The organism is Thiocystis violascens DSM 198 (genome assembly GCF_000227745.2).
Classification (GTDB): Bacteria; Pseudomonadota; Gammaproteobacteria; order Chromatiales; family Chromatiaceae; genus Chromatium; species Chromatium violascens.
The window spans coordinates 1702889-1729743 of record NC_018012.1 but is presented as its reverse complement, the minus strand read 5'-3'; the positions used below and the strand labels follow the sequence as shown (position 1 = coordinate 1729743).

27 protein-coding genes and 2 tRNA genes are annotated in these 26855 nt (G+C 63.0%); 24 read left to right on the top strand and 5 right to left on the bottom strand.

Going from position 1 to position 26855, the window contains the following annotated elements:
• The first annotated feature begins 5 nt into the window (after nucleotides 1–5).
• The 12 genes from THIVI_RS07675 (at nucleotide 6) to THIVI_RS24570 (ending at nucleotide 8196) form a co-directional block, all read left to right on the top strand.
• Nucleotides 6–416 carry a DUF3077 domain-containing protein gene (locus THIVI_RS07675; protein ID WP_014778043.1) on the top strand — a complete coding sequence of 137 codons (411 nt, stop codon included), beginning with the start codon at nucleotides 6–8 and terminating at the stop codon, nucleotides 414–416.
• On the top strand, nucleotides 413–772 hold the full coding sequence (locus THIVI_RS07670; protein ID WP_014778042.1) for a hypothetical protein: 360 nt from the start codon (nucleotides 413–415) through the stop codon (nucleotides 770–772). Before THIVI_RS07675 ends, THIVI_RS07670 begins: the two co-directional genes overlap by 4 nt.
• Nucleotides 772–993: a hypothetical protein gene (locus THIVI_RS25085; protein WP_014778041.1), complete on the top strand. Its 222-nt coding sequence runs from the start codon at nucleotides 772–774 to the stop codon at nucleotides 991–993. Before THIVI_RS07670 ends, THIVI_RS25085 begins: the two co-directional genes overlap by 1 nt.
• Nucleotides 990–1301, top strand: coding sequence for a hypothetical protein (locus tag THIVI_RS25080; RefSeq protein WP_014778040.1), 312 nt, complete (start codon nucleotides 990–992; stop codon nucleotides 1299–1301). The genes THIVI_RS25085 and THIVI_RS25080 overlap by 4 nt, the downstream gene beginning before the upstream one ends.
• A gap of 113 nt (nucleotides 1302–1414) precedes the next feature.
• Nucleotides 1415–4552, top strand: a complete 3138-nt coding sequence (locus THIVI_RS23515; protein WP_169315566.1) for a DUF927 domain-containing protein — start codon at nucleotides 1415–1417, stop codon at nucleotides 4550–4552.
• Nucleotides 4542–5552, top strand: a complete 1011-nt coding sequence (locus THIVI_RS24580) for a hypothetical protein (protein WP_014778038.1) — start codon at nucleotides 4542–4544, stop codon at nucleotides 5550–5552. The genes THIVI_RS23515 and THIVI_RS24580 overlap by 11 nt, the downstream gene beginning before the upstream one ends.
• A complete protein-coding gene (locus THIVI_RS07645; RefSeq protein WP_014778037.1) occupies nucleotides 5545–5892 on the top strand; it encodes a hypothetical protein in 348 nt (115 codons plus the stop codon). The genes THIVI_RS24580 and THIVI_RS07645 overlap by 8 nt, the downstream gene beginning before the upstream one ends.
• A 64-nt stretch (nucleotides 5893–5956) precedes the next feature.
• Nucleotides 5957–6640, top strand: a complete 684-nt coding sequence (locus tag THIVI_RS07640; protein WP_014778036.1) for a hypothetical protein — start codon at nucleotides 5957–5959, stop codon at nucleotides 6638–6640.
• A gap of 180 nt (nucleotides 6641–6820) precedes the next feature.
• Nucleotides 6821–7435: a helix-turn-helix domain-containing protein gene (locus THIVI_RS22630; RefSeq protein WP_014778035.1), complete on the top strand. Its 615-nt coding sequence runs from the start codon at nucleotides 6821–6823 to the stop codon at nucleotides 7433–7435.
• A gap of 21 nt (nucleotides 7436–7456) precedes the next feature.
• Nucleotides 7457–7864, top strand: a complete 408-nt coding sequence (locus THIVI_RS07630) for a DUF5681 domain-containing protein (protein ID WP_014778034.1) — start codon at nucleotides 7457–7459, stop codon at nucleotides 7862–7864.
• Nucleotides 7848–8024 carry a hypothetical protein gene (locus THIVI_RS24575; protein WP_014778033.1) on the top strand — a complete coding sequence of 59 codons (177 nt, stop codon included), beginning with the start codon at nucleotides 7848–7850 and terminating at the stop codon, nucleotides 8022–8024. The genes THIVI_RS07630 and THIVI_RS24575 overlap by 17 nt, the downstream gene beginning before the upstream one ends.
• Nucleotides 8002–8196 carry a hypothetical protein gene (locus tag THIVI_RS24570; protein ID WP_014778032.1) on the top strand — a complete coding sequence of 65 codons (195 nt, stop codon included), beginning with the start codon at nucleotides 8002–8004 and terminating at the stop codon, nucleotides 8194–8196. Before THIVI_RS24575 ends, THIVI_RS24570 begins: the two co-directional genes overlap by 23 nt.
• A 229-nt stretch (nucleotides 8197–8425) precedes the next feature.
• On the opposite strand, the gene THIVI_RS07625 is transcribed toward THIVI_RS24570, so the two are convergent.
• Nucleotides 8426–8501: transfer RNA gene (locus THIVI_RS07625), tRNA-Thr, on the bottom strand.
• A gap of 171 nt (nucleotides 8502–8672) precedes the next feature.
• Here THIVI_RS07625 and THIVI_RS07620 point away from each other — a divergent pair.
• Nucleotides 8673–10160 carry an FAD-linked oxidase C-terminal domain-containing protein gene (locus THIVI_RS07620; RefSeq protein WP_014778031.1) on the top strand — a complete coding sequence of 496 codons (1488 nt, stop codon included), beginning with the start codon at nucleotides 8673–8675 and terminating at the stop codon, nucleotides 10158–10160.
• A 41-nt stretch (nucleotides 10161–10201) separates the two neighbouring features.
• A complete protein-coding gene (ruvB, locus tag THIVI_RS07615) occupies nucleotides 10202–11254 on the top strand; it encodes a Holliday junction branch migration DNA helicase RuvB (protein ID WP_014778030.1) in 1053 nt (350 codons plus the stop codon).
• Between the two features lie 88 nt (nucleotides 11255–11342).
• On the opposite strand, the gene THIVI_RS07610 is transcribed toward ruvB, so the two are convergent.
• Nucleotides 11343–13721, bottom strand: a complete 2379-nt coding sequence (locus THIVI_RS07610; protein ID WP_014778029.1) for a nitric oxide reductase activation protein NorD — start codon at nucleotides 13719–13721, stop codon at nucleotides 11343–11345.
• Between the two features lie 124 nt (nucleotides 13722–13845).
• On the opposite strand from THIVI_RS07610, the gene THIVI_RS07605 reads away from it, so the two are divergent.
• On the top strand, nucleotides 13846–15249 hold the full coding sequence (locus THIVI_RS07605; RefSeq protein ID WP_245537400.1) for a Fic family protein: 1404 nt from the start codon (nucleotides 13846–13848) through the stop codon (nucleotides 15247–15249).
• 4 nt (nucleotides 15250–15253) lie between these two features.
• Here THIVI_RS07605 and THIVI_RS07600 read toward each other — a convergent pair whose 3' ends face one another.
• From THIVI_RS07600 to THIVI_RS07590, 3 genes are all read right to left on the bottom strand, one after another.
• Nucleotides 15254–16060, bottom strand: a complete 807-nt coding sequence (locus THIVI_RS07600; protein ID WP_014778027.1) for a CbbQ/NirQ/NorQ/GpvN family protein — start codon at nucleotides 16058–16060, stop codon at nucleotides 15254–15256.
• Nucleotides 16061–16197: 137 nt separating this feature from the next.
• The gene (locus tag THIVI_RS07595; RefSeq protein ID WP_014778026.1) at nucleotides 16198–16554 is read right to left on the bottom strand and encodes a ribulose bisphosphate carboxylase small subunit; all 357 of its coding nucleotides are present in this window, start codon (nucleotides 16552–16554) and stop codon (nucleotides 16198–16200) included.
• Between the two features lie 110 nt (nucleotides 16555–16664).
• Nucleotides 16665–18083: a form I ribulose bisphosphate carboxylase large subunit gene (locus tag THIVI_RS07590; protein ID WP_014778025.1), complete on the bottom strand. Its 1419-nt coding sequence runs from the start codon at nucleotides 18081–18083 to the stop codon at nucleotides 16665–16667.
• Between the two features lie 210 nt (nucleotides 18084–18293).
• On the opposite strand from THIVI_RS07590, the gene THIVI_RS07585 reads away from it, so the two are divergent.
• From THIVI_RS07585 to pheS, 9 genes are all read left to right on the top strand, one after another.
• Nucleotides 18294–19220, top strand: a complete 927-nt coding sequence (locus THIVI_RS07585; protein WP_041446885.1) for a LysR family transcriptional regulator — start codon at nucleotides 18294–18296, stop codon at nucleotides 19218–19220.
• A gap of 84 nt (nucleotides 19221–19304) precedes the next feature.
• On the top strand, nucleotides 19305–21257 hold the full coding sequence (gene dxs, locus THIVI_RS07580; protein ID WP_014778023.1) for a 1-deoxy-D-xylulose-5-phosphate synthase: 1953 nt from the start codon (nucleotides 19305–19307) through the stop codon (nucleotides 21255–21257).
• Between the two features lie 29 nt (nucleotides 21258–21286).
• Nucleotides 21287–22063, top strand: coding sequence for a hydroxyacylglutathione hydrolase (gene gloB, locus THIVI_RS07575; RefSeq protein ID WP_014778022.1), 777 nt, complete (start codon nucleotides 21287–21289; stop codon nucleotides 22061–22063).
• A gap of 107 nt (nucleotides 22064–22170) precedes the next feature.
• Nucleotides 22171–22247, top strand: a tRNA-Val gene (locus THIVI_RS07570).
• Between the two features lie 181 nt (nucleotides 22248–22428).
• Nucleotides 22429–24348 carry a threonine--tRNA ligase gene (gene thrS / locus THIVI_RS07565; protein WP_014778021.1) on the top strand — a complete coding sequence of 640 codons (1920 nt, stop codon included), beginning with the start codon at nucleotides 22429–22431 and terminating at the stop codon, nucleotides 24346–24348.
• Nucleotides 24349–24407: 59 nt separating this feature from the next.
• Entirely contained in the window at nucleotides 24408–24941 is a 534-nt protein-coding gene (gene infC / locus THIVI_RS07560; protein WP_014778020.1) for a translation initiation factor IF-3, read from the top strand.
• Nucleotides 24942–25089: 148 nt separating this feature from the next.
• On the top strand, nucleotides 25090–25287 hold the full coding sequence (gene rpmI, locus THIVI_RS07555; RefSeq protein WP_014778019.1) for a 50S ribosomal protein L35: 198 nt from the start codon (nucleotides 25090–25092) through the stop codon (nucleotides 25285–25287).
• 32 nt (nucleotides 25288–25319) lie between these two features.
• Nucleotides 25320–25676, top strand: a complete 357-nt coding sequence (rplT, locus tag THIVI_RS07550; protein ID WP_014778018.1) for a 50S ribosomal protein L20 — start codon at nucleotides 25320–25322, stop codon at nucleotides 25674–25676.
• Nucleotides 25677–25778: 102 nt separating this feature from the next.
• The gene (gene pheS, locus THIVI_RS07545; protein WP_014778017.1) at nucleotides 25779–26810 is read left to right on the top strand and encodes a phenylalanine--tRNA ligase subunit alpha; all 1032 of its coding nucleotides are present in this window, start codon (nucleotides 25779–25781) and stop codon (nucleotides 26808–26810) included.
• Nucleotides 26811–26855: the final 45 nt, after the last annotated feature.

The window sequence follows — 26855 nt, the reverse complement described above, 5'->3', positions numbered from 1 at the left end:
CCACCATGAAAACCGAACGCACCCCGTTCTCCGCCTGCGGCCCTGACGCCTACGTGTTCGAGGTCCGTCCCAGCGTACCGGTCGATGACGCGCTCGAACTGGCGAGCGCCATGATGGACGCGGCGATTCAAAGCCTGATGGACGCCGGCAGTGGCTTGGGGCTGCACCCGGAGTCCAGCCGGCTCTACACCGCGATCTACACGCTCGAACAGGCCCATGCGCTGGTCAATGCTGCCGTGCCCGCCGTGTTGGGCTGCTGCGGAGACGACAAACCCCGTCTCCTGACCCTGGAACTGTCCGACCACGAGGCGCGCATTGCCGCGAAGGAAGGGCGTGACCTGTCCAGAACGGCAGCCTCGCTGCTTGCGGGCGCGATCCGGCGTCATGCTCCTGCGGTTTCGGGAGGTGCGGCATGAGCACCACGACCCGCAACACCGCCGCCGCTGGCGAAAACCGCAACCAGTACGAAACCGTCATGAAGCCCTACGGCTCGCCGAGCGAAGTCCTGGCTTTGGTCCGCATGGGCAACACCCTGCACGACCAGGGCGAGCACCTGATGAACTTGCTGTGGGCCATCGGCAAACTGTCCGAGCTATCCGGCGAATTCAACGACGCCATGCAGGCGCAAGGCTGCCCGTCCTATGTCAACAGCGGCAGCCTTGGCGCGCTGCTGATCGGCCTTAATGCCGCCGCCGAGACCATGCGGGGCGTCTTGGACGAGACGCTGGAAATCGGCGAGCTGGCCGGGATCGGTCGGGAGGGCGGGGAATAATGAGCGCCCGCCCCAGGGAAGGGGCGGTTTCCGCCGCCCCCACTGCCGACCTTGCCGCCCGTCTCGCATCCGCCGCCGCTCAAGCTGTCCGCAAGACACACACCCTGCACCGCGCGATCCCCGGTCGCGTCCGCTCTGCTGATTTTCGCGTCACCTTCGACGATGGACGGCAGGCGGTCTATCGCGTCCATCTTGAATTTGTCCGGGAGGTTTGCCGATGAACGGCCCACTGACCAATGGGGCGACCGGCCCCAACCAATCCCAGATCCGCGCCAGCATCGAGATTCAGCGTCCGCCGCCTGCCGACCTGTTTGGACTGGAGCCACCGCCCGCCGTCGATCTGATTCAAATCCTGCTGGATCGCGGCCTGAACAAGTCTGGCATCGCCCAATCCATCGCGATCCACCCGGCGCAGATCGGGCGGATTCTCAAAGGCCAGCAAACCGCCTCGTCCGAGACGCAGCGCCGGCTGCTGACGATCATCCGACCCCGGCGCATGAGTGCCCCGCACCGATTGAGGCATTCATGACACCCGTACCCCAGAAAAACGAAACCCCGGTCGTGGCGAGCGACCAGGGTGAAAAGGCAAAGCAAAAACAAGCGATTGACGCGGCGAATGATAGCACAGATATAGCGGCTCTGATGGCGCGAGAGCTTGCAAAAGGCCCGCCCCCAGGCTGGACACCTGACGACCTGATGGACGGCGACACCCTGACCCGCCTCTGTCCCAGGTGCGGCGCAGCGGCTGAATGGCCCGATTGCGAAGGCTGCGGGTTTCGGTTCGATGAGCCGGGCGAGCCTCCCGCCGAACCGACTGAACCGGCAGGCGAAGCAATCGGCCCCGCCGGCAACCTGAGCGGTTTTGATCCGACCGCACACCGGCCCCGCGAGAAGCGCGAGCGAATCGGCGGCGATCTGGAGCGGGTTCGAGAGGCACTGTCCTACATCCCGCCAGATCCCCGCGAGAAATGGGTTCACATGGCCTTTGCGGTCAAGTCTGAACTCGGCGAGGCAGGCCGCGCGATCTGGGACGCATGGAGCCAACAATCCGACAGCTACACCGCGTCCGCTGCACGCGAGGTCTGGAAATCCGCCAGCGCCACAGGCGGAGTGAAAGGCGGCACCTTGTTTCACGAGGCCAAGCTGAACGGCTGGCGCGAAACCGATCCGCCGATTCCCCCAACACCTGCCGAGCTTGCCGAGCGCCAGCGCCAAGCTGACGAGCAGGCCGCGAAGGAGCGGGCGAAGTCTGAGCGGACCCAGGCCGAAACCGCCAAGAAGGCGCGGTTGATCCTGGAGTCCGCACCCCAGGCCGAACCCGGCAATCCCTACCTGAGCCGCAAAGGCGTTGCGGCGACCGCGACCCTGTTCGAGATCGAAGCGAGTGATGCCGCGCGGATTCTCGGATACCCGCCAAAAGCGAACGGCGCGCATCTGGCCGGGAGGCTGTTGGTCGCACCGATCACCCGCGAGGAGCAGATCACCAGTCTGGAACTGATCGACGGCGACGGGCGCAAGGCGGCGCTGAGTGGCAGCGGGACCAAGAGCGGCGGTTACTGGCTGGCGCAGCCGCTACCGGAAGGCAGCGGCGAGGGCTTGATCCTGCCGGTTGCCGAGGGCGTGGCGACCACGCTTTCTGTCTTGGCAGCGACAGGCTACCCGGCAGTGGCGGCGCTGTCCCTGTCGAACTTCAGCAAGACCTTGAAGGCGATGCGGGCGCGCCACCCCAGGGCAACGCTGTTGCTGCTGGCGGATCTGGACAAGAAGACCGGCACGGCGGCACCGGATGCGGTCAAGGCCGCGAAGGCATCCGGCGCGCTGCTGATCGCTCCCGACTTCGGATCGGATCGACCCGATGGCGCGACCGACTTCAACGATTTGCACCAGATGGCCGGGCTGGACGCGGTACGGGCGCAGATCGAGCGCGTCATCGTGGCGGCTGGATGGCAGGAGCCGTTGCCCGAGCCAGACGGCACGCCAGCGGTCGAGGTCAATACCGACGCAGCGGGCACCGATGAGCCGTCATTGTCGGGACCGTTTCCGCCAGCGGGCGAGCGTCCGTGTTATGTCGTGCTGGACGATTGGACCGAGCACAAAGGGAAAAAGCATCGCCCCGGCGTTTATGCGTGCGGCGCGAAGGAGCGCCCGGACGGCGGCTTTGATCTGTTTGAGACGTGGTTTTGCTCGCCGCTCTATGTCGATGCCATTACCTTCGACGGGCAGGAGAACAATTTCGGGCGGCTGTTGCGGTTCAGGAACCCGCTCAAGAAATGGCGCGAGTGGGCCATGCCGATGGAACTGTTGAGCGGTTCCGGCGAGACGCTGCGCGCCGAACTGCTGGCGATGGGCGTTGACCTGGATCCGTATCAGGCCAAGAAGGAATTACCCGCCTACTTGCAGCGCGAGCACCCGAAACGGCGGATGCACTGCGCCCTGCAAACCGGCTGGACGGGAGACAGTTTCGTGCTGCCGGATGTCGTGATTGGGCCATCAGCGGCGGGCGTCATCTTCCAGTCTGGCGAGCGCCAGCACGACGAATACACCACAGCGGGGACGCTGGACGGCTGGAAGGCGACACTCGGCGCGCTGGCGGTCGGCAATCCAATGCTGATGGAGAGCCTATCGGCGGGTTTTACCGGCCCGCTGCTGGCCAAGTGCAGCGCCGAAGGGGGCGGCGTCCACCACTACGGCGATTCATCGACCGGCAAGACCACGCTGATCGAAGCTGCTTGCTCCATCTGGGGCGGAGCCACGTACCGCCGAAGCTGGAAAGGCACGGCCAACGGCCAAGAAGCGGTTGCCGCGCTGTTCAATGACAACCTGCTGGCGCTGGACGAAATCAGTGAGGCCGACCCGCGCGAGGTCGGCAGCGTCATCTATCAGCTTGGCAATGGACGCGGTAAGCAGCGTGCCAGCCGTTCGGGCGCGGCGCGCTCGGTTGCCCGCTGGCGCTGCATGATCCTTTCGACCGGCGAACGCACCATTGCCACCACCATGCTCGAAGGCGGACACCGCGCCAAGGCCGGGCAGTCGGTGCGGATGCTGGATATTCCTGTCGCGCGTCGCTATGGCGCATGGGATGACCTGCACAGCATGACGAGCGGCGCGGCCTTCTCGGACGCCATCAAGCGTGCGGCGGCGACCCAACACGGGCATGTCGGGCGTGCGTTTCTGGAGCGCCTGACCCGCGAGAACCAGGATTTCAGCGCGACCCTGGAACAGATCAAGGCCATGCCGCTCTTCGCGGTCAGTGGCGGCGAGGGCCAAGACAAGCGCGCGGCGGCACGCTTCGCGCTGATCGGGATGGCGGGCGAACTGGCAACCGAGTACGGCCTGACCGGCTGGCACCAGGGCGATGCACTCAAAGCGGCGGCGCTGTGTCTGCGGCTGTGGCAGGCCGAGCGCGGCACCGGCAACAACGAGCAGCGCGAGGTGCTGGAGAAAGTTTCCCGCTTCATCGAGCGCCACGGCGATTCGCGTTTCTCGGATGCAGACGCGACCGCTGACAGCAAGGTCTATGACCGCGCCGGCTGGTGGAAGGACGGCCCAGGCGGGCGTCAATACCTGTTCAACGCGGACGGGATGCGCGAGGCGCTGACCGGGTTCGACTTCAAGCGGGCGCTGGATGTGTTGCAGGGTGCAGGCGCGATTGATCCACCAAAAGAGAGCGGCGAGCGGGCGCGCTTCGAGCGCATCGACGGGCGAGGCGTGAAGGTGTACCGCGTCTATCCCGACAAGCTGACGGATGGCGCGACGGCAGGGGGCGAGCATGGCGCTTGAATCGCTGCTGACTTTGTTTGATTCAGACGTTTCAGACGTTGCAGACGTTCAAGCCAGCAACGGCGCGGCTTCGCGCTGCAACGGCTGGGAAATTCGTGACGTTGCAGCCGTTGCAGGCTCGCGCGAGCCAGTGACCCCGGCGAGCCGGGCGACGATCCCCGCAACGGCTGCTGCAACGTCTGCAACGGCTGAGAAAATCGTGACGTTGCAGCCGAAACCCGCGCCATTATTGGGCTGCACGGCTGCAACGCCTGCAACGGCAGAAAACAGCAATGCTGAGTGCAAAGCGGCGAATCAGGGCGCAAAAGTGCCTGACCGGGACCAGGGACCGGAAGGGTCTGAATGGCGACATCTTCAAAGTGACGTTGCAAAACGTGCGGCGTTGCAAGGCAACACGGGCGCGGGTTCAGGCTGCAACGGCGCTGCAACGTCTGCAACGGCTGAAACGGCACAAACCGATGTCGGCGCGGATAACCATCGCCTCTGGCTCATCACCCGCCCCGATGGCGAGCGGTTCAGCCTGAGCCGCAACCCGACCGCGCCCCTGCTGGAGATCCAGGCCGACTATCCCGGCTGCACCATCACGCCCGAACCGGCCCCGGCACCCGGCCCGGCGCTGTCGCCTGATGATCTGGCCGTCGCGCACGCCCTGCTGCGTCATTGGCAGGAGGACGATCTGACGACCGGCAACGACTGGCTGGACGGTCTGGCGCGCGACCCGGCACGGCTGGAAGGTATGCGACAGATGGCGCTGGCCGCTGGCGTGGCCCGGTATGAGCCTGCACCCGCACCAACCACTGAGCCGGAGGACGAACCGCGTCCGATGGCCGTCTGCGCCCGCTGCCGCCACTGGACGCCTGACACCATCAATCCCAAGGGCGGACTCGGGCAATGCCTGATTGCAGCGCCAGCGAGCCGCCGCCCCGGATCCTGCTGGCCGTGGACGCACGATGGAGCCGGGATTCATTGCCACCAATTCGAGGACACCGCCCATGAATGATCTGGTTCAAATCGATCAGTCCGCCCTCGTGGCACTGCGACGGAAGGCGGCGCTCAATGCCTGTGTGACCGTCTGGAAGCCCGAGCCGGGCGAGATTCTGGAGGGCGTCATCACCGGCTCGCGCAAGGTACAAGGTCCGTTCGGCGATCAGGATCAGATGCTGGTGCAGACCCCGGGCGGATCCGTGGTCGCGGTCTGGCTGACGGCATGGCTGTTGGGCCAGTTGCGAGCACAGGCCGCCGACGTGGGCGACCTGCTGTCGCTGATCTTCATCGGCAAGGACCAGGGGTCGCGCGGGCAAGCCTTCAATCGGCTGTCGGTCACGATCTTGAAGCCCTGACGAAATCACCACCGCCGCGTCATCCGGCGCGGCAAAGCCACCCCGAAACCGAGGAACGAACCACATGAAATCCCGCAACCCCTTATCCGTCGCTGTTGAGGATCTCTTGGCGCATAACGGATGGGCACCCCTGGACCCGAACGCCCTGTACCAACTTTTCCCTGGCCGATGGGCGACCCGTACCGACGCTCAGATGCAATGGTCGCGCGACGGCGAGCGACTGGTGGCCGATGTCCGCGAGCGTGGCGCACAGATGCTTTCTGTCACCCTGAAAGGCCAGTCCTTGCCGATCCTGCTGGCGACTCACTCAACGGCCCGACTCAGCGAGCGCATGGGTTGGCTCGGTCTGTCGGTCGCGGAGATCGTCACCGAAGGCGAGCAGAGCGCCCAGGATGCAGCCGAGAATGAACCGGTACCACTGACCCCCGAGCAGATCGGCGAACGCCTGGATGCGGCCCTGGCGCAAATCCGAGCACCGGAGACCCTGAAGCGCGTGGGGATCCTGGCAACCGCTCGGGACCGCCGCCGCTGGCAGTGGGATGCCGAGCACGACCAGATCCGGGATCTGGTCGCATCGGCGCGGCTGGATGCGGTTGCGCTGGATCGCCTGGAGGACTGGCGCGCGACGGTCGCAACGCTGCCTGCCGAACAGATCGAGGTCACAGTAAAAGGCGATCGCACGTGCATCGAGATCGCCGACTTGGCCCCGAAGGAACCGCGCTTCAGAGGACCAATGAACGCCGCCTAAACGCCTGTCATTGCTTGAATTTCGAGCCGCAAGGAAGCGGTGCACACCACCATGAGGACCACACCTGTGATTGAACTGCTTCCCACCCGAATTGATCGACACGGCATCGAATCCCGACCCTTGCCCGTTACCGCATAACGGCCTATGCTATCGTTACCGCATAACGAGAGAGTAACCGACATGGCTCTGAGCAACGCCGAGCGTCAACGCCGCTACCGCGAGCGCGCCTATCGAGACCCTGACGGACATCTGCTGGCCCGTATCACCCTGTCCCTGGCATCCGGCCCGGCTGCCGCATTGAAGCGTCTGGCGAGCGGTTACGGCATCACGCAACGCGAACTGATCGAGCGGTTACTGATTCAAGCCGAGCGATCAGTGATGGACCGGCTGGATCCAGACCAGGGGACCGCCTACCTGGATGGCAAGCTACCGGCTGGCGCGTTACCGCATAACGAGACCGGCGAGACGTTACAGGATAACGATAGTACGCCCGACTCGTTACCGAATAACGAGACGACATCCGCGCTGTTATGTGGTCACGACGCAGAGCATGAACCGTTACCGCATAACACCGAGACGCCCGAGACGTTACCAAGTAACGACGCACCCGATCAGCCGTTACAGGATAACGATTCTTGCACCCTGGCGACCGCTACCCCTGGCAAGCCAGTATCCGAACGCGATGCGCGGATTCTGGAACTGGCTGCCACGGGCATGAAGAAGCGCACCATCGGAACCACGCTCGGGATTCCTGAATCAACGGTGCGATGGGTCATCAAGCAGCACGGTGTCTGATTTTTGCAGGAGGAATTCAGCATGGCGCGATTCAAGCCGGGCGAATCCGGCAACCCCCGAGGCAAGCCACCGGGCGCGGTCAGCAAGGCCACCAAGTTGCGGCGCAGCATCGAGAAGGACGTTCCCGGTATTCTGGAGGCGATGGTTGAGCGAGCCAAAGCCGGCGATGCCCAAGCCGCCAAGCTGCTGCTGGATCGTGTGATGCCCGCGATCAAGCCCACTGACCAAGCCGTCAATCTGCGCCTGGCGGGCGAGGATCTGGCGTCCGATGGCCGGGCGATCCTGACCGCCACCGGCAAGGCGGACATCACGCCGGAGCAGGCATCGAAGCTGCTGGCCGGTCTGGGGGCGCTGGCCCGCATCGTTGAGACGGCAGAACTGGTACAACGCATTGAGAAACTGGAGGCTGCAAATGCCAAGTCAAATTGAGACCCGAATCGAGAAGCTGGAAAACAGCATGGGCGCGGGACCAGGGCGCGTGGTCGTGCTGTTCGAGGATGACGGCCAACCCGTACCCGAGGCCGGGACTGTTATTCGCGTGCGCTTCATCGAGCCGGAGGTGCGCGATGACGATCAGACGACGCATTGAGGTGCTGGAGAAGGCCGAGCAGCCGGATGAGGCGATGGTGAGTTTCTTCGGCCTGGAGGTGCGACGGTCAGCGATCCGCGAGGCGATCCGCACGATCTGGCGTCGTCCGCCGTCTGGATTGCCCGATCCGGGTGAAATGGCAGCGCATGAGGCTGAGGGGCGCGAGCGATAGAATCGCCAGATGGATAGCTGGCGATCCATCGGTTATCCGAATGGCTGGCGCGAGGGAGTGACTGACCGCTCCATGATCGAGACCTGACCCGCTTCGGCGGGTTTTTCGTGGGCGGAAGTCTGAGCCACGAAATTACCGCTCAGGACAGGCTTGTTACCTATACAGTCACCTAAAACGGGTTCAGGCACGAAAAAAGGGTTAGCCGATAAAGCTAACCCTTTCTTTTTGTTGGAGCTGGCGGTCGGATTCGAACCGACGACCTGCTGATTACAAATCAGCTGCTCTGCCAACTGAGCTACGCCAGCTTGGGAGGCGCGACACGTTACTCTGCGTCCGCGATAGCCGGATTCTACAGTGAAGACCGGGGGTTTCTCAACGGGCAAGGTCTGGCCCTGATGATTCTCTGTTTACTGAAGCCAGGCGAGGCTCTAGGCTCACGACTTCGATCCGCATTCCCTATCGAGGTTCCGGACGCCATGAGCCTGATTCAACCGACACAAATCCCTTTCGACGACACACGGCTGGCGACAGCTCGTGCCGAGTTGCTGCCCGCGCTGCGCGCCTTTCTGCCCGAGGATGCGATCCTGGCACGACAGGAGGAAGTCAGTCCTTACGAATGCGATGGTCTGTCTGCTTATCGGCAGTTGCCCCTGCTGGTGGTGTTGCCGCGCACGGTGGAGGAGGTCCAGCGGATTCTGCGGCTGTGCCATGAGCGCGAGGTGCCGGTCGTCGCGCGGGGCGCGGGGACGGGGTTGTCGGGCGGCGCCCTGCCGCTGTGCGATGGGATCGTGCTGAGTCTGGCGCGCTTCAACCGGATTCTGGATCTGAATCCGGATGCGCGAACCGCGCGTGTTCAGCCGGGGGTGCGCAATCTGGCGATCACCGAGGCGGCTTCGGCCCACGGGCTGTATTACGCGCCGGATCCGTCGAGCCAGATCGCCTGCACCATCGGCGGTAATGTGGCCGAGAATTCGGGCGGCGTGCATTGTCTCAAGTACGGTTTGACGGTCCATAACGTGCTGGCGGTGACCGTCGTGACCATGGCGGGCGAACTCGTCGAACTCGGTTCCGCAGCGCTCGACTCGGCGGGCTATGACCTGTTGGCGCTGTATATCGGTTCCGAGGGCATGCTCGGGGTGACGGTGGAGGTGACGGTCAAGCTGATGCCGGTGCCGGAGCGCGCGCAGGCGCTGCTTGCGGCCTATGACGACGTGGAAAAGGCCGGTCGGGCGGTGGGCGACATCATCGCCGCCGGCGTCATCCCGGCCGGGCTGGAGATGATGGACGGGCCGGCGATCCAGGCGGCGGAGGCGTTCGTGCATGCCGGTTATCCGACTGACGCGGCGGCGATCCTGATCTGCGAACTCGATGGCACCAATCAGGAGGTGTCGGAGCAGGTGATGCGGGTGCGCGAGCTGTTGCTGGCGAGTGGCGCGACCGAGGTGCGGACCTCCAAGGACGATGCCGAACGGCTGCGTTTCTGGAAGGGTCGCAAGGCGGCGTTTCCGGCGGTCGGGCGTCTCTCGCCGGATTATTACTGCATGGACGGCACCATTCCGCGCCGCGCGCTGCCCGAGGTGTTACGGCGCACCGCCGAGTTGTCCGAGGAATATGGTCTGCGGGTGGCCAATGTCTTCCATGCCGGCGATGGCAATCTGCATCCGTTGATTCTGTTCGATGCGAATCGGCCGGGCGAGCTGGAGCGTACCGAGGAACTGGGCGGGCGCCTGCTGGAACTCTGCGTCGAGGTGGGCGGCACCATTACCGGCGAGCATGGCGTGGGGATCGAAAAGATCAATCAGATGTGCGTGCAGTTCTCGCCGGAGGAATTGCGCCAGTTTCATGCCGTTAAGGCGGCCTTCGATTCCAAGGGCCTGCTGAATCCGGGCAAGGGCATCCCGACCCCGCGCCGCTGCTCGGAATATCGACAGTTGCCGGATCGCCAGCATGCCCACTCTCATTGATTTCCCATCCGGCTCAATGACTCGTTTATTCAGGTTGATTGATGAAGAATCCTGACCGTCTCATCGATGCCGAAGCGGCGACCGACGACAAGTCGATCGACCGCGCCATCCGTCCGCGCAAGCTGGTCGACTATGTGGGCCAGCCCGCGGTGCGCGAACAGATGGAGATCTTCATCGGTGCGGCGCGCGCGCGCAAGGAGGCGCTGGATCATGTGCTGATCTTTGGTCCGCCCGGACTCGGCAAGACCACGCTGTCGCACATCATCGCCCATGAGATGCAGGTGACGCTGCGCCAGACCTCGGGGCCGGTGCTGGAAAAACCCGGCGATCTGGCGGCGCTGCTGACCAATCTGGACGCGGGCGACGTGCTCTTCATCGACGAAATCCACCGTCTCAGCCCGGTGGTCGAGGAGATGCTCTATCCGGCGCTAGAGGATTATCAGCTCGATATCATGATCGGCGACGGACCGGCGGCGCGGTCGATCAAGCTCGATCTGCCGCCCTTTACCCTGGTCGGCGCGACCACCCGCGCGGGACTGCTGACCTCGCCGCTGCGCGACCGCTTCGGCATCGTGCAGCGGCTGGAGTATTACTCGGCGGCGGATCTGACCAGCATCGTGAAACGCTCGGCCCAGATTCTCGCCATCAAGACCGACCCCGATGGCGCCGCCGAAATCGCGCGGCGTTCGCGCGGCACGCCACGCATCGCCAATCGGTTGCTCCGACGGGTTAGGGATTACGCGCAGGTCAAGGCCGATGGGCGGATCACGCGCGAGGTGGCCGACCTTGCGCTCGGGATGCTCAAGGTCGATGCGCTGGGCTTCGATCACATGGACCGGCGTTTGCTGGAGGCGGTGATCGAGAAGTTCGACGGCGGCCCCGTGGGGGTCGAGAGTCTGGCCGCCGCCATCGGCGAGGAGCGCGGAACCATCGAGGACGTGCTGGAACCCTTCCTGATTCAGCAGGGCTATCTGATGCGAACCCCGCGCGGACGCATGGCGACCCAGTCGGCCTATCTGCATTTCGGGCTGGCGTCGCCGCGTGCGTTACAGTCGGGAAGCGTTCCCGATTTATTCGAGTCCTCGGACAATTGAACCGTAATGGACGCGAAGGGCGCAAGGCATGCGGCTTGCCTTTATTCGTGTCCTTTGCGCCTTTGCGGTTTTTATCCAGCAGCTTCAATCACCCCGTCAGCGCCGCGAACACCGCCGGCAGTCGCTCGGGCAGCCGCTGGACATGGTCGACGATGGAATAGCCGTTCTCGCCGAAGATGCGGGCGACATAGCGATCCGCCTGGGGGTCGAGCGTCAGGCAGTAGGTGTGGATGCCGAGCATTCGCAGATCGTCGACCGCCTTCTTGGCGTCGTGGCGCAGATACTGCGGATCGCGCTCGTCGATGTCGGCGGGCTCGCCATCGGTGATGACCAGCACCAATCGTTTCCGGGCCGACTGCTGGGTGAGATGCCAGCCGGCGTGACGCAGCGCGGCGCCCATGCGGGTGGAAAGTCCACCCTTCATGCCGGCCATGCGTGACTTGGCGTGATCGTCGTAGGGCTGGTTGAAATCCTTGAAGCGGTAATACTGGACATCGTGGCGACCGTCGGAGGCGAAGCCGTGGACGGCGAAGTTGTCGCCGATGGAATCGATCGCCCAGGCCAGCAGTCCGGTGGCTTCGCGCGTCAGATCGAGGATGCTCGGGGCGTCCTCGTACCCCGGTTCGCCCTCGGCCACGCCGACCTTTTCGTTGGTGGACTGCGACAGATCCATCAGGACCACGAGCGAGAGGTCGCGGATGTGGCGGTCGATACGGATGTTGATGCGCGGATCGGGCATGACGCCGCGCCGGATGTCGACCATGGCACGCACGGCGGCGTTCAGATCCAGTTCCTCGCCTTCCTCGTAGCCGCGCCGGCGGACGATGCCCTGGGGTTGCATGGCGTCGATCAGATGACGGATGCGGCTCGCGACCGGTTTGTAGTTGGTCAGGATCTCGTTCATCCGCTCCGGATCGCCACGCCCCTGGCGGCGCTCGACGACGGTTGCCCAGTCCGGGCGATAGAGTTGCACATGGTAATCCCACTCCTGATACCGATAGGGGTCGGAGACCGGTTCCTTGCCCTCCAGCGCGTTGATGGTGCAGCCTTCCTGGTCGAGCCAGAATTCGGTCGAGAGGGTCCAAACCTCCTGAGCGTCGTCGCCGGCCAGTTCGCAGTCCAGTTCGTTGACCATTTCGATGACGCTGACGTTGCGCCGGATCTGCTGCTGGGAGACGGGGAGATAATCGGTTCCGCGCGTGACGAACAGATTTTCGTCGAAGGCCCAGACATAGCGGTTATCGTCCCGATAGGGCAGGGGCCAGGACTCCAGGATACGCACGCTCGGCAGGGGGACGACCTGGAGAACCCGGTTGTAGAAGGTCACGCCGGCGTCCCAACTGATGCGGTTGTCCTCGCCGCGCTCGGCGAAGACGCGCCGAAAGTCCTCGGCGCTCTCGTTGATCAGCGGATGGGCGTCGCGATAGTCCGCGTCGAGCAGCGCCTGGGCCAGACGCATCATCAGATCCATCATCGGATGACGCTCGCCGTCATCGCCGCCGCCGCCCGGCGGTGTCGTGAAAAATTGCAGCCAGAGCTTTTTCAGGCCGGGAAATTCGCGGATGGCCAGATTTTCCACGCGCGCGTCCTCGAAGATGCCGATGAAGGCCATCTGCGCCTGGCTCAGCTGTTCGGCGCTGAGCGGTTGGGTGGTATAGACCATGTGCGCGGCGCAATGGGCGGCGGCGGCGCGATAGAGTTCGATCCCGGCGATGCCGCGCCAGGGGTCGAAGGCGTCGGGCAGATGGATCTGGAAATCCTCGATGAAGGGCTTCAGGCCCTGGCGCGATTCATAGTCGCCGGAAGTCGGGCGCATGAAGAAGGCGCGCGCCCAGAGCGCGCGCAGATAGAAATTGAGCCGACGCTGGTTGTCGACGAAGAGGGTACCGCGACGCTCCTTCTGGAGCACTGATCGGGAGGATTCGGTCTGGAGCCCGAAATAGGCCATCTGTCCGTCCAGATCCCGCGCGTGGGCCTGGGCGCCCCAGAGCGCCCAGCGGCGCAGCCCGCCGAGGGTCAGCTTGGACAGCAGTTCGTCCATGTTCTCCATCATCGGGCGCAGACCGCGCGGGGCCTTGCCGGCGAGCTGATGGAGCAGATTGAGATAGCCGCGCAGCACCTCGGCGTCGCCGAGCCGGCTGGCGGCCAGCGGCATGTTGGCCATCATCAGGGTGACCACGGTGCCCGAGGTATGCGAGGCGAGCTTCATCAGCGCGCTGACGACTTCGGGGATGATGTCCTCGCCGACCTCTTTCGCCACTCCCGGCATTTCCTGGACATAGGTCAGCACCAGATCCGGTCCTCTGTTCAACCCGCACATGGCGCGGATGCCGGTCAGATAGTGCCCCAATCCCTGCGGAGACATTACCCGCGCCGCTTCGTGATAGCTCGCCTCCAGCGTCTGGGCGTGCGGGTGGTCGGGATCGGCCTTGAGACAGGAGAGGTATTCGCTGAAATCGATGCTCATGGTTTTATCCCGGATCGAAGGTTGTCAAACTCAAGTAAGGGGCTATTACTGCTGGTACTAATTTGGTACTAATCACTACTAAATTAGTAGTTCATGCGAAGTGCCCCGCTCCATGAAAATTCCAATGTCCCCGCCCAACACGGAAGCCCTGCTGCGCTCCATCGTCGAAACTGGCGATAGCGAGCGCCTTGTCAAACTGTTTCGCAATCCGTCGGGGCCGGCCCCGCACGGTCGCTATCTGCACTGGGATGAGTTGCGACATCGCCAGCCGCCCCCTGAACTCGGCACCGAGGAATGGTGGCTCTTGGTGAAGACCGCGCGGCGTCTGCTCTATAAAGCTGTCTTGATCGAGGACAAAGCCGGGCAGCCGTTCGTCTTCGCGCTCGCCGATCCAATCCTCGCTTTGCTGCATCGTATCGACCGGGACGCCTCCGGCCACATTCTTCTCGCAGCACCGATTGCGAATCCCGAGACCCGCGACACCTATCTGGTCCGGTCGCTGATCGAGGAGGCGATCAATTCCAGTCAACTGGAGGGCGCCTCGACCACCCGCCAGGTCGCGAAAGAGATGCTGCGCCAGGGGCGCCGCCCCAGGGACAAGAGCGAACGGATGATCTTCAACAATTTCCAGGCGATGCGCTCGATCTCCGAACGGCTCAAGGAACCGCTCACGCCTGAAGCCATCTTCGAACTGCACAGCATCCTGACCCGCGACACCCTGGACGATCCGACCGCAGCCGGACGCTTGCGCCGGGCGGACGAACGGATCGACGTGGTCGACCACAGGGACCAGCGCGTACTCCATGTCCCACCGCATGCCGATGAGCTACCCGCGCGGCTGGAACGTCTCTGCGATTTCGCGAATGCGCGCGACGCCGAACCCTTCGTGCCGCCCATCATCCGTGCGATCTTGCTTCACTTCGCGCTCGCTTACGATCACCCCTTCGTCGATGGCAATGGCCGGGTGGCGCGTGCGCTCTTCTATTGGTCGGCCTTGTCCCAGGGCTACTGGCTGATGGAGTTCGTGTCCATCTCCAGCATTCTGAAGCAGGCTCCCGCACAATATGCCCGTGCCTACCTTTTCACCGAAACCGATGAGTCCGACGTCACCTATTTCCTGATCCATCAACTGGAAACCATCGTCGCCGCCATGGACGGGCTCCATGACTATCTGCGGCGTAAAGCCGATGAGGCAATGGCCACCGAAGCCATGCTGCAAACCTCCACGCGGTTGCGCGAGCGCCTCAATCACCGTCAGTTGGCGCTCATCCGTCACGCGCTCCGGCACCCAAACTCGGTTTACACCATCGAGGGGCACCGCCAAAGTCACGCCGTCGTCTACCAAACCGCACGCTCGGATCTGCTGCAACTGGCCGCGTTGGGTTTAGTCTCCCAACGCAAGGCGGGGCAGGCGTTCGTCTTCGAAGCGCCACCGGATCTTACGAGTCGTCTGGAGGAAACGGAATCCACCCTTCAACAGTCGGACGCTCGGTTCGAGATGCCGGCGAATTCCTCTCTCAAGAATTGACCGTTCAAAAATAGGTATTCACCGCCGCGTCCAGCGTGTCGCGCATGTCCGGATCGTCGGTCAGGGGGCAGACCAGGGCCATGCGGGCGGCGGACTGCGGGTCGATGCCCTTGCCGATCAATTGAGCGGCGTAGACCAGGAGTCGTGTCGACATGCCTTCGTCCAGTCCGTGTCCCTTGAGATTGCGGCTGCGATGTGCGACCTGGACCAGCTTCTCGGCGGTCGACTGGTCGACTCCGCCTTCGTGAACGACGATCTCGGTCTCGATCTCGGCGGTCGGGTAGTCGAAATCGAGCGCGCCGAAGCGTTGCTTGGTGGATTGCTTCAGATCCTTCATCAGGCTCTGATAGCCGGGGTTGTAGGAGATGACGATCTGAAAATCCGGGTGCGCCTGGACCAGCTCGCCCTTTTTCTCCAGCGGCAGATTGCGGCGATGGTCGGTCAGCGGATGGATGACGACCGTGGTGTCCTGACGCGCCTCGACCACCTCGTCGAGATAGCAGATGGCGCCGATGCGGGCGGCGACCGTCAACGGCCCGTCCTGCCATTTGGTGCCGTTGATGTCGAGCAGAAAGCGCCCGACCAGATCCGAGGCGGTCATGTCCTCGTTGCAGGCCACGGTGATCAACGGCTTGCCGAGCGTCCAGGCCATGTATTCGACGAAACGGGTCTTGCCGCAGCCGGTCGGTCCCTTGAGCATGACCGGCATGCGGGCCTCGTAGGCGGCCGTGTACATGTCCACCTCGTTGTGCACGGGGCGGTAGTAGGGCTCGCGCTTGATCTGGTATTGGTTGCGGTCGATGTCGGTCATGGCGACGATTCCCGGGGTTGGATGTGATGGAGCGAAGCGGCCAGCGGCCAGCAGCCAGCGATCAGTGGCCAGCAAAAGGTTGATTCGGCTGGCTGCCGGCTGCTGGAGACTGAAAGCTGGAAGCTGGCGGCTGTCAATCAGACCGGTTTGCCGCGGAACACCACCATCTCGGCGCCCTTGGACTGGGCGTAGTTGTCGAAGCCGATCAGACGCACATGGTTATTGGGGTGCGCCTTATGGCATGCCTCGGCCTCGGCCAGGATGGTGTCGACATTGGTCTCGCCGAACATCGGCAGTTTCCACATGTACCAGTAGTGGTCGAAGGCGTTTTCCGGCTCGGTGTGCTCGACCGCCGGATTCCAGCCCTTGGCGACGATGTACTCGACCTGCTTGCGGATCTTGTCCGCCTCCATCGCGGGCAGATAGGAGAAGGTCTCGAACTTGCGGCTGTTGACGTCTTCGAGACTGGATGGGTAGTCCTGCATTTCGCTCATGGGTTTGATGCTCCGATTGTTCTTGATTTGAGCCTCTAGCTTTCAGCGGCCAGCTTCCAGCAACTAGAAACAAGCGGCTGTCGTTTAGCTGACGGCTGATCGCTGGCGGCTTACTTGTGCGCCACGTCGAGCTTGTCGACGGTGTCAAACTCGAACTTGATCTCTTTCCAGGTCTCCATGGCGACCTTGAGTTCGGGGCTGTTCTTGGCGGCGTTGGTGAGGACTTCCTTGCCTTCCTTCTCGATCGCGACACCCTCGTTGCGCGCCTGCACGCAGGCTTCGAGCGCGACGCGATTGGCCGCGGCGCCGGCCGCGTTGCCCCAGGGATGGCCCAGGGTGCCGCCGCCGAACTGCAGGACCGAGTCGTCGCCGAAGATGGTCACTAGGGCCGGCATGTGCCAGACATGGATGCCGCCCGAGGCGACCGGGAAGACGCCGGGCATGGAGCCCCAGTCCTGGTCGAAGAAGATGCCGCGGCTGCGGTCTTCCTTGATGAAGCTGTCGCGCATGATGTCGATCCAGCCCAGGGTCGCCTCGCGGTCGCCCTCCAGCTTGCCGACCACGGTGCCGGAGTGCAGGTGGTCGCCGCCGGACAGGCGCAGGATCTTGGCCAGCACGCGGAAGTGGATGCCGTGATGAGGGTTGCGATCGAGCACCGCGTGCATGGCGCGGTGGATGTGCAGCAGCATGCCGTTGTCGCGGCACCATTGCGCTAGCCCGGTGTTAGCGCAGAAGCCGCCGGTGATGTAGTCGTGCATGATGATCGGCGCGCCGATCTCCTTGGCGTGTTCCGCGCGCTTGTACATCTCTTCCGGGGTCGGCGCGGTGACGTTCAGATAATGACCCTTGCGCTCGCCGGTCTCGCGCTCCGCCTTGTCGATGGCGTCAATCACGAAATCGAAGCGTTGGCGCCAGCGCATGAAGGGCTGCGAGTTGACGTTCTCGTCGTCCTTGGTGAAGTCCAGACCGCCGCGCAGACACTCGTAGACGGCGCGGCCGTAGTTCTTGGCCGACAGGCCTAGCTTGGGCTTGATGGTGCAGCCGAGCAGCGGACGGCCGTACTTGTTCATCATGTCGCGCTCGACCTGGATGCCGTGGGGCGGGCCGTTGCAGGTCATGACATAGGCGATGGGGAAGCGCACGTCTTCCAGACGCAGCGCGCGCACGGCCTTGAAGCCGAACACGTTGCCGACCAGCGAGGTGAAGACGTTGACGACCGAGCCTTCCTCGAACAGATCGATGGGATAGGCGATGAAGGCGTAGTAGCAGGTATCGTCGCCGGGGACGTCCTCGATGGCGTAGGCGCGGCCCTTATAATGGTCGAGGTCGGTCAGCAGATCGGTCCAGACCGTGGTCCAGGTGCCGGTCGAGGATTCGGCGGCGACGGCAGCGGCGGCTTCCTCGCGCGGCACACCGGCCTGCGGGGTGATCTTGAAACAGGCAAGCAGATCGGTTTCCTTCGGCTTGTAATCGGGCATCCAGTACGTTTCGCGGTATTCCTTGACGCCCGCGCTGTATGTCTTAGCCATGCTGGAAAGTCCTCAGTGTTTTAAGGTGTAGTGATGTCTCGCCGGCTCTGCCTTGGGGGCACCGCCTTGCGTTGCGGTGAATCCAGTGAGTGGCTGAACCTGGAAAAAGCATAGCGGCAACATAGGTATAAAAATAATCAGGGTTTTTTATCAATTTAATTATGTTTTGTTTATGATGCGGTTTTCTTCGGATGCGAACGGTCTTCCTCCGTGCACATTTCATTGAGACAACTCCGGGTCTTCGAGACGGTCGCGCGGCGGTTGAGCTACACCCGCGCGGCCGAGGAACTGCACCTGAGCCAGCCGGCGGTTTCGATGCAGGTCCGTCAGCTTGAGGACGAAATCGGGCTGCCGCTGTTCGAGCGACTGGGCAAGCGTATTCTGCTGACCGAGGCGGGTCAGGAAGTCCAGCATTACAGCCTTGCGGTCAACCGCTCGCTGCGCGAAATGGAGGAGGTTCTGGAGTCGCTGAAAGGTGTCGGCCGGGGGCGCCTGCAGATTGCGGTGGCGAGCACGGTCAACTATTTCGCGCCGCGCCTGCTGGCGGTCTTCCAGCAACGCTATCCGGGGATCGGTCTGCGCCTGGATGTCACCAATCGGGAGACGCTAGTCCAGTTGCTGGAGAGCAATTCGGTCGATTTGGTGTTGATGGGGGTTCCGCCCAAGGGTATCGATGTCGAGTCCGAGGTCTTCATGGAGAATCCGCTGGTCGTGATCGCCCCGCCGGATCACCCGCTGGCGGTCGAGCGGCGGATTCCGATGCCCCGGCTTGCCGAGGAAGTCTTCGTGATGCGCGAGCCAGGCTCCGGCACCCGGCAGGCGATGGAACGCTTCTTCAGCGAGCACGGTCTGACGATTCGCCACGGGATGCAGATGACCCGCAACGAAGCGGTCAAGCAGGCGGTGCGCTCGGGTCTGGGGCTGAGCGTGGTGTCGCTGCACACCATCGAACTGGAGCTGGAGACCCGACGGCTCGTGACCCTGGAGGTCGAGGGCTTCCCGGACCTGCGTCAGTGGCATCTGGTCTATCGTCGCGGCAAACGTCTGTCGCCGGTGGCGCGTGCCTTTCGGAATTTCGTCATCGCGGAGGCGGCGACCATCGCCGCGCCAACCCTGTTTCGGCGCGAAAACCCGTAGGGAAAACCGCGTCGATTACAAGTGGGCAGCCCGGACGCGATTCGTCTAAACTAACCAACCCGTCAAAAAAAAGACATCTTCATCATGCCGCACCGCACCTTGAGCGATCCCGGTGTCGTCTCGCACCGACGCCAACTCCTTGACGCGATCGATAGCCCCGTCGACCTGCGTGCACTGTCCCAGAGTCAGCTTCCCGAGGTCGCGAGCGAACTGCGCGGGTTTTTGGTCGAATGCGTGTCCCGGACCGGCGGTCATCTGGCGGCCGGGCTGGGCGTGGTGGAGCTGACCATCGGTCTGCATTACGTTTTCGACACGCCGCGTGATCGGCTGGTGTGGGACGTTGGCCATCAAGCCTATCCGCACAAGATCCTGACCGGGCGGCGCGAGCAGATGAGCTGTCTGCGCCAGAAGGGCGGTCCCTCGGGTTTTCCGAAACGTAGCGAGAGTGCCTACGATACCTTTGGCGTCGGTCATTCCAGCACTTCGATCAGCGCCGCGCTCGGCATGGCTTTGGCCGCCAAGCAACGCGGCGAGCGGCGAACGGTGGTCGCCGTGATCGGCGACGGCGCACTGGGCGCAGGCATGGCCTTCGAGGCGCTCAATCACGCCGGCTCCATGGATATCGACTTGGTCGTCATCCTCAACGACAACGAGATGTCGATTTCGCCACCGGTTGGGGCGATCAGCAACCATCTGGCCCGGCTTCTGTCCGGCAAGCTCTATACCAGCGTGCGCGAGGGCAGCAAGACCGCCCTGGCCGGACTGCCTCATCTGCGCCATCTGGTAGGCCGCTGGGAAGAGCACATGAAGGGCATGGTGATGCCCAGCACCCTGTTCGAGGAGCTGGGGTTCAACTACATCGGCCCCATCGACGGTCACGATCTCGACTCGGTCATCAAGACGCTGCGCAACGTCAAAGGCATGCCGGGGCAGCGTCTGTTGCACGTTGTCACGCATAAAGGGCACGGCTACGAACCCGCCGAGGGCCAGCCGACAACCTACCATGGCGTGACGCCCTTTGATCGGCGCACCGGCGAACTGCGCAAGGGCAAGAGCAATGGCCCGAGTTACACCCAGATTTTCGGCGATTGGCTGTGCGATGCAGCCGAACAGGATCCGCGTCTGGTCGGTATCACGCCGGCCATGTGCGAGGGTTCCGGACTGACGGCCTTCGCCAAGCGGTTTCCGGATCGCTTCTTCGATGTCGGCATCGCCGAGCAGCATGCCGTGACGCTCGCCGCCGGCATGGCCTGCGAGGGACTCAAGCCGGTTGTGGCCATCTATTCCAGTTTCCTGCAGCGGGCCTACGATCAATTCATCCACGATGTCTGTCTGCAAGATCTCGATGTTACCTTCGCCGTCGACCGGGGCGGTCTGGTGGGGCCGGACGGCGCCACGCACGCCGGGAGTTTCGATCTCAGCTTCTGCCGTCCGATCCCGAAACTCATCATCCTGGCCCCGTCGAACGAAAACGAATGTCGCCGCATGCTCCGGACCGCCTACGAGTACGAGGGACCGGCGATGGTGCGCTACCCGCGCGGCTGCGGGCCGGGGGTCGTGATCGACCCGGACGCGCCGGTGTTCCCTATCGGTCGCGGCGAGGTGATTCGCCGGGGCCGGCGGGTGGCCCTGCTGGCGTTCGGAAGCATGGTGACGCCCGCGCTGGAGGCCGCGGTCAGCCTGGATGCCACGGTTGCGAACATGCGTTTTGTGAAACCGCTTGATGAGTCGCTCATCCTGGAACTCGCGCAGGGGCACGACCTGCTGGTCACGATCGAAGAGAACGCCATCGCGGGCGGCGCCGGCAGCGCGGTCTCCGAGTCGCTGTCCGCTCGGGGTCTGGCGGTGCGTTGTCTGCATCTCGGGCTGCCGGATCGTTACATCGAGCATGCCGAGCACGCCGAACAACTGGCCATCTGCGGGCTGGACGCGGCCGGGATCGTCGCCAGCGTGGGCGTCGAGCTTGATCGTCTGGCTCCCGATGACGCCGCTCAAGCCGTCTTCGCGCAACCGCGCCAGCAAGGTGTTGGCGCGTGAAAGGCGACACCCGAACGCGGTAGACGAGCATGCTTCAGGTCCGTCCGATTCATGCCTTTTCCGATAATTACATCTGGCTGCTGACAGAAGGCTCGGGCAGTGCCGTCGTCGTGGATCCGGGGGACGCGGATCCGGTGCTGGAGACACTCGCGGCCGAGCATCTGACGCTGACTTCGGTCCTGGTGACGCATCATCATCAGGATCATATCGGCGGACTTGACGAGCTGCTGGCGGCCTTTCCCGAAGCGCGTATTTATGGACCTGACGACCGGCGTATTCATGCTCTGACCGACCGGGTGGGCGAGGGCGACGCTTGCCAGCCCGCCGGACTCAATGCCGGCTTCCGGGTAATGGACGTTCCCGGCCACACCGCCACGCACATCGCCTATCTGGGCGCCGGCCGTCTCTTTTGTGGAGACACCCTCTTCGCCGCGGGCTGCGGACGGGTGTTCGACGGCACCTTCGAGCAGCTCGCCCACTCGCTAGAGCGGATCGCCGCCCTGCCGGGCGACACGCTCTGCTACTGCGCCCACGAATACACCCTGGCTAATCTGGGTTTCGCCCGCTGGGTGGAACCGGATAGCGCCGCGCTGGCGAACCGCCTTCGGGTTGACCATCAGCGGCGGAAGACCGGACAGCCGACGGTGCCTTCACGGCTTGATCTGGAACTGGCGACCAATCCTTTTCTGCGCACGGGCGAGCCGGGAGTCATTGCCGTTGCCGAAGCCTTTGCCGGGCGCGCGCTCGACTCTCGTGCCGAGGTGTTCACGGCCTTGCGGCGCTGGAAGGATGAACGCTACGATTGAGCATGCGACCGTGATCGATGTGACGCCAGGATCGATTCTGCGATACCCGATCAAAAAGCACTTGCGGTTCGGAAAGGGATTCTGTACATTAGTCGACTCTTAACGACAGGCGCGTAGCTCAGCTGGTTAGAGCACCACCTTGACATGGTGGGGGTCGTTGGTTCGAGTCCAATCGCGCCTACCAAATACTGGCTGTCTGCCTTCAGCAATTGACTCTCCGCTTGGCGTCAAGCTCGAGAGTCAATCGCTGACGGCAGATAGCTTTTTTGTTGCCCATCAAGTCCGCGTTCCGCAACGCTTGGGCCGCAACTGGATGACTCACGTGATCCCTCGTATCGATCACCACTGAACTCTTAGGATTCGACATGCCTCTGATCACCCTTCCCGATGGCTCCCAGCGTCCGTTCGAGCAACCCGTCACCGTCCACGAGGTCGCAGCCTCCATTGGTTCGGGTCTCGCCAAGGCCGCGCTTGCCGGGCGCGTCGACGGGGCGCTGGTCGATACCTCCTTTCTGATCGAGCGCGATGCCGAGCTGGCCATCGTCACCAGCCGGGACGAGGCAACGGCGCTGGAGCTGTTGCGTCACGATGCCGCGCATGTCATGGCGCAGGCGGTTCAGGAACTCTATCCCGGCACCCAGGTGACCATCGGACCGGCGATCGACAACGGTTTCTACTACGACTTCGCCCGCGACGAACCCTTCACGCCCGAGGATCTGGAACGCATCGAGACGCGCATGCACGAGATCGTGAAGCGCGACCTGCCGATCGTGCGCGAGGTCTGGGATCGGGAAGAGGCCAAGCGTCGCTTCGGCGAGCTGGACGAGCGCTACAAGGTCGAGATTATCGAGGACATCATCCCCGAGGGCGAGGCGGTTTCCATCTACCGTCAGGGCGATTGGTTCGATGTCTGCCGCGGCCCGCATCTCCCCAGCACCGGCAAGCTCGGCAACGGCTTCAAGCTCACCAAGCTGGCGGGCGCCTATTGGCGTGGCGATTCCAAGAACGCCATGCTTCAGCGTATCTACGGCACCGCCTGGCGCGACAAAAAAGAACTGACCGCCTACCTGACTCGTCTGGAAGAGGCCGAGAAGCGCGATCATCGCAAGCTCGGCAAGCAGCTCGATCTCTTCCATTTTCAGGACGAGGCGCCGGGGATGGCTTTCTGGCACGCCAAGGGGCGGACCGTCTATCGTCTCGCCGAAGCCTATATGCGCGAGAAGCTCGACGAGTACGGCTATCAGGAGGTCGAAACTCCGCAGTTGCTCGACCGCTCGCTGTGGGAGCGCTCTGGCCATTGGGATAAATTCGCTGGCGGCATGTTCACGACCCAGCTCGATGACCATGATTACGCCATCAAGCCGATGAACTGCCCCGGTCATATCCAGCTCTATAATCAGGGGCTTAAGAGTCACCGCGACCTGCCGCTGCGGATCGCCGAATTCGGCGTGGTCCACCGCAACGAACCCTCCGGCACGCTCCATGGTCTGATGCGCGCGCGTCGCTTCACCCAGGACGACGCCCATGTGTTCTGCACCGAGACGCAGCTTCAGCCCGAGGTCGCGACGCTCATCGACATGGTGTTCGAGACCTATCGGGATTTTGGCTTTGCCGACATCGATCTGGCCCTCTCGTTGCGGCCCGAGCAGCGGGTCGGCGCCGACGATCTTTGGGATAAAGCCGAGGCGGCACTCGAACGCTCGCTGACGGACAAGGGGTTGAGGTTCCGGGTGCAGCCGGGGGAGGGCGCTTTCTATGGCCCCAAGATCGAATTCACCCTGCACGACAGCATCGGTCGCGCCTGGCAGTGCGGCACCATCCAGGTCGATTTTTCCATGCCGGGCCGCCTTGGCGCGCACTATATCGCCGAGGACAACAGCAAGCAGACCCCGGTGATGATCCATCGCGCCATCCTGGGGTCGATCGAGCGCTTTATCGGCATTCTGATCGAACACTACGCGGGTCTGTTTCCGCTCTGGCTGGCGCCGGTTCAGGTGGTGGTGCTCAATATCACCGACCGTCAGGCGGACTATGTCAAGGAGGTCGCTAAGACCTTGCGCGGTAAGGGCTTCCGTGCCGAAATCGACTTGAGAAACGAGAAGATCGGCTTTAAAATCCGCGAGCACACCCTGCAACGCGTGCCCTATCTGATCGTGGTCGGTGATCGCGAGGTCGAAACCCGCTCCGTCGCCGTGCGCGACCGTCAGGGCCAGGATCTCGGAATTCTCGAACTCGACGCCTTCATCGGGCGTCTGCATGAAGAGGTCGCGAACCGAATCCACTAACGTTCGGCTCGGCGAGGGCGACCGCGACCGCGATCACCCGGCCGTTTTCATTTGTGTTTTTGGAGGAACCTGCTATCGCTGCACCAAAGAGAAACCGCGTCAACAAGGAGATCAACGTACCGGAGGTCCGGCTGATCGGCGCGGATGGACATCAGGTCGGGGTCGTCAATACCCGCGAGGCCCTGGAAATGGCCGTCACGGCGGGCATGGACCTTGTCGAGATCGTGCCGACGGAAGATCCGCCGGTTTGTCGGTTGATGGATTTCGGACGGTTTCTCTTCGATCAGAAGAAGAAGAAAAACGAAGCCAAGAAAAAGCAGAAGCAGGTTCAGATCAAGGAAGTGAAATTTCGTCCAGGCACGGACGAGGGAGACTATCAGGTCAAACTACGCAACCTGACCCGTTTCCTCCAGGAAGGGGATAAAGCCAAGGTCACCATGCGTTTTCGTGGGCGCGAACATGCCCACCGCGAACTCGGCTTGGATCTGCTCAAGCGCATCGAGGGTGATTTGTCCCCGCTCAGCATCGTCGAGCAACAGCCGCTCATGGAAGGGCGTCAGATGGTCATGGTGCTGGGACCCAAAAAGAAATAGCGGCGATCGGACACGGGCTCGCGGCGCATCGTTTCGCGCGGTCAGTCTCGTCTGGCGTCGGGCGCCCTTGGCGCCTGACGCGTCATTCGGTCAACGGCCAGTGCCGTCGTCGCATCAACATCATCGATCAATCGCGAAGTGAAGAAAAATGCCCAAGATTAAAACCAATCGCGGAGCCGCGAAGCGCTTCAAGCGCACCGCCTCCGGTGACGTCAAGTGCCACTCATCCCACCGGCGCCACATCCTGACCAAGAAGCCCACCAAGCGGAAGCGCCAGTTACGCGCGCCCAAGCGGCTGCATAAGTCGGATGTTCGCTCCGCACTGCGGATGATTCCCTACTGTTAAAACGCGTTTGACGAAGCGATCGGAGATTCAGGATGCCAAGAGTAAAACGCGGCGTAACCGCCCATGCCCGACATAAAAAGCTGCTGGACCAGGCCAAGGGCTATTATGGCGCCCGCAGTAAGGTCTATCGGGTTGCCAAGCAGGCCGTCATCAAGGCCGGACAGTATGCCTACCGCGACCGTCGCCAGAAGAAGCGCCAGTTCCGTACCCTCTGGATTGCCCGTATCAACGCGGCGGCGCGCGAGAACGGTCTGTCCTACAGCCGCCTGATCGACGGTCTCAAAAAGGCCGGGATCGAGGTTGATCGCAAGATGCTGGCGGATGTCGCCTATCATGACAGCGTCGTCTTCGCGGCGTTGGCCGAACAGGCGAAGACGGCCCTGGCCTGATTCGACGCCATTCCGTCCGCGTCCTCCATCGACAAAGAGGGGAAGGCCCAGGTCTTTCCCTCTTTTCGTTTGCGACCAGATTCAACTTTGCGGGTTTAAAGCATGGTCGAACAAACCGAACTCGGTATCGCCTCTTTGCGCGAAGCCGCTCTTGTCGCCATCGAGAAGGCAGCGGATCTCATGGGGCTCGATCAGGTACGCGTGCGCTATCTGGGCAAGACGGGTGACTTGACCGTCTTGCTCAAGCAGCTTGGCGCGCTGCCGGCCGCGGAGCGTCCCGCCGCCGGGCAGGAGATCAATCAGGCGAAAGTCGCTGTCCAGAACGCCATCGATGCGCGCCGGACCGCCCTGGAAGAGGCGTCGCTGGCCTCGCGTCTCGCCGCCGAGCGGATCGACATCACCCTGCCGGGGCGCGGACAACAGCCGGGCGGATTGCACCCCGTCACCCGTGCGTTGCGGCGCATCGAGCGTCTGTTCGCCAACGCCGGATTCGCCGTGGTCGAGGGGCCTGAAGTCGAGGACGCCTATCACAATTTCGAGGCGCTCAACATCCCCGCGCATCATCCCGCGCGGGCGATGCACGATACCTTTTATTTCGATGCCGACCGGCTGTTGCGCACCCATACCTCGCCGGTGCAGATTCGGGTGATGGAACAGCAGGCCCCGCCGCTCAAGATCATCGCGCCGGGCCGGGTTTATCGTTGCGATTCCGACCTGACTCATACCCCCATGTTCCATCAGGTCGAGGGTCTGCTGGTCGACGAAGAGGTCAGTTTCGCCGACCTCAAGGGCGTGCTCTACGACTTTCTGCGCAACTTCTTCGAGCGCGATCTGGAACTGCGCTTCCGCCCGTCCTATTTCCCCTTCACCGAACCCTCGGCGGAGGTCGACATCCAATGCGTGATGTGCGGCGGCGACGGCTGCCGGGTCTGCAAACAGACCGGCTGGCTGGAAGTACTCGGTTGCGGCATGGTCTATCCCGAGGTGTTCAAGCATGTCGGGATCGATCCCGAGCGCCATCTTGGCTACGCCTTCGGCATGGGCGTCGAGCGGCTCGCCATGCTGCGCTACGGCATCGACGATATCCGGCTCAATTTCGATAATGACCTAAGATACCTGCGCCAGTTCGCCTAATGATTTTTCTATCGAAAAATCATATGTTTTTAAAAATATAAATTC

Coding starts and splice junctions, on each gene's coding strand:
- THIVI_RS23515 (WP_169315566.1), top strand. CDS start 1,415: ATGGCGCGAGAGCTTGCAAAAGGCCCGCCCCCAGGCTGGACACCTGAC.
- thrS (WP_014778021.1), top strand. CDS start 22,429: ATGCCTCTGATCACCCTTCCCGATGGCTCCCAGCGTCCGTTCGAGCAA.
- THIVI_RS24580 (WP_014778038.1), top strand. CDS start 4,542: ATGGCGCTTGAATCGCTGCTGACTTTGTTTGATTCAGACGTTTCAGAC.
- dxs (WP_014778023.1), top strand. CDS start 19,305: ATGCCGCACCGCACCTTGAGCGATCCCGGTGTCGTCTCGCACCGACGC.
- ruvB (WP_014778030.1), top strand. CDS start 10,202: ATGAAGAATCCTGACCGTCTCATCGATGCCGAAGCGGCGACCGACGAC.
- rpmI (WP_014778019.1), top strand. CDS start 25,090: ATGCCCAAGATTAAAACCAATCGCGGAGCCGCGAAGCGCTTCAAGCGC.
- THIVI_RS07675 (WP_014778043.1), top strand. CDS start 6: ATGAAAACCGAACGCACCCCGTTCTCCGCCTGCGGCCCTGACGCCTAC.
- THIVI_RS07645 (WP_014778037.1), top strand. CDS start 5,545: ATGAATGATCTGGTTCAAATCGATCAGTCCGCCCTCGTGGCACTGCGA.
- THIVI_RS07610 (WP_014778029.1), bottom strand. CDS start 13,721: ATGAGCATCGATTTCAGCGAATACCTCTCCTGTCTCAAGGCCGATCCC.
- THIVI_RS24570 (WP_014778032.1), top strand. CDS start 8,002: ATGACGATCAGACGACGCATTGAGGTGCTGGAGAAGGCCGAGCAGCCG.
- THIVI_RS25085 (WP_014778041.1), top strand. CDS start 772: ATGAGCGCCCGCCCCAGGGAAGGGGCGGTTTCCGCCGCCCCCACTGCC.
- gloB (WP_014778022.1), top strand. CDS start 21,287: ATGCTTCAGGTCCGTCCGATTCATGCCTTTTCCGATAATTACATCTGG.
- THIVI_RS07630 (WP_014778034.1), top strand. CDS start 7,457: ATGGCGCGATTCAAGCCGGGCGAATCCGGCAACCCCCGAGGCAAGCCA.
- THIVI_RS07590 (WP_014778025.1), bottom strand. CDS start 18,083: ATGGCTAAGACATACAGCGCGGGCGTCAAGGAATACCGCGAAACGTAC.
- THIVI_RS07605 (WP_245537400.1), top strand. CDS start 13,846: ATGTCCCCGCCCAACACGGAAGCCCTGCTGCGCTCCATCGTCGAAACT.
- rplT (WP_014778018.1), top strand. CDS start 25,320: ATGCCAAGAGTAAAACGCGGCGTAACCGCCCATGCCCGACATAAAAAG.
- THIVI_RS07670 (WP_014778042.1), top strand. CDS start 413: ATGAGCACCACGACCCGCAACACCGCCGCCGCTGGCGAAAACCGCAAC.
- THIVI_RS22630 (WP_014778035.1), top strand. CDS start 6,821: ATGGCTCTGAGCAACGCCGAGCGTCAACGCCGCTACCGCGAGCGCGCC.
- THIVI_RS07595 (WP_014778026.1), bottom strand. CDS start 16,554: ATGAGCGAAATGCAGGACTACCCATCCAGTCTCGAAGACGTCAACAGC.
- THIVI_RS24575 (WP_014778033.1), top strand. CDS start 7,848: ATGCCAAGTCAAATTGAGACCCGAATCGAGAAGCTGGAAAACAGCATG.
- THIVI_RS07640 (WP_014778036.1), top strand. CDS start 5,957: ATGAAATCCCGCAACCCCTTATCCGTCGCTGTTGAGGATCTCTTGGCG.
- THIVI_RS07620 (WP_014778031.1), top strand. CDS start 8,673: ATGAGCCTGATTCAACCGACACAAATCCCTTTCGACGACACACGGCTG.
- THIVI_RS07600 (WP_014778027.1), bottom strand. CDS start 16,060: ATGACCGACATCGACCGCAACCAATACCAGATCAAGCGCGAGCCCTAC.
- THIVI_RS25080 (WP_014778040.1), top strand. CDS start 990: ATGAACGGCCCACTGACCAATGGGGCGACCGGCCCCAACCAATCCCAG.
- pheS (WP_014778017.1), top strand. CDS start 25,779: ATGGTCGAACAAACCGAACTCGGTATCGCCTCTTTGCGCGAAGCCGCT.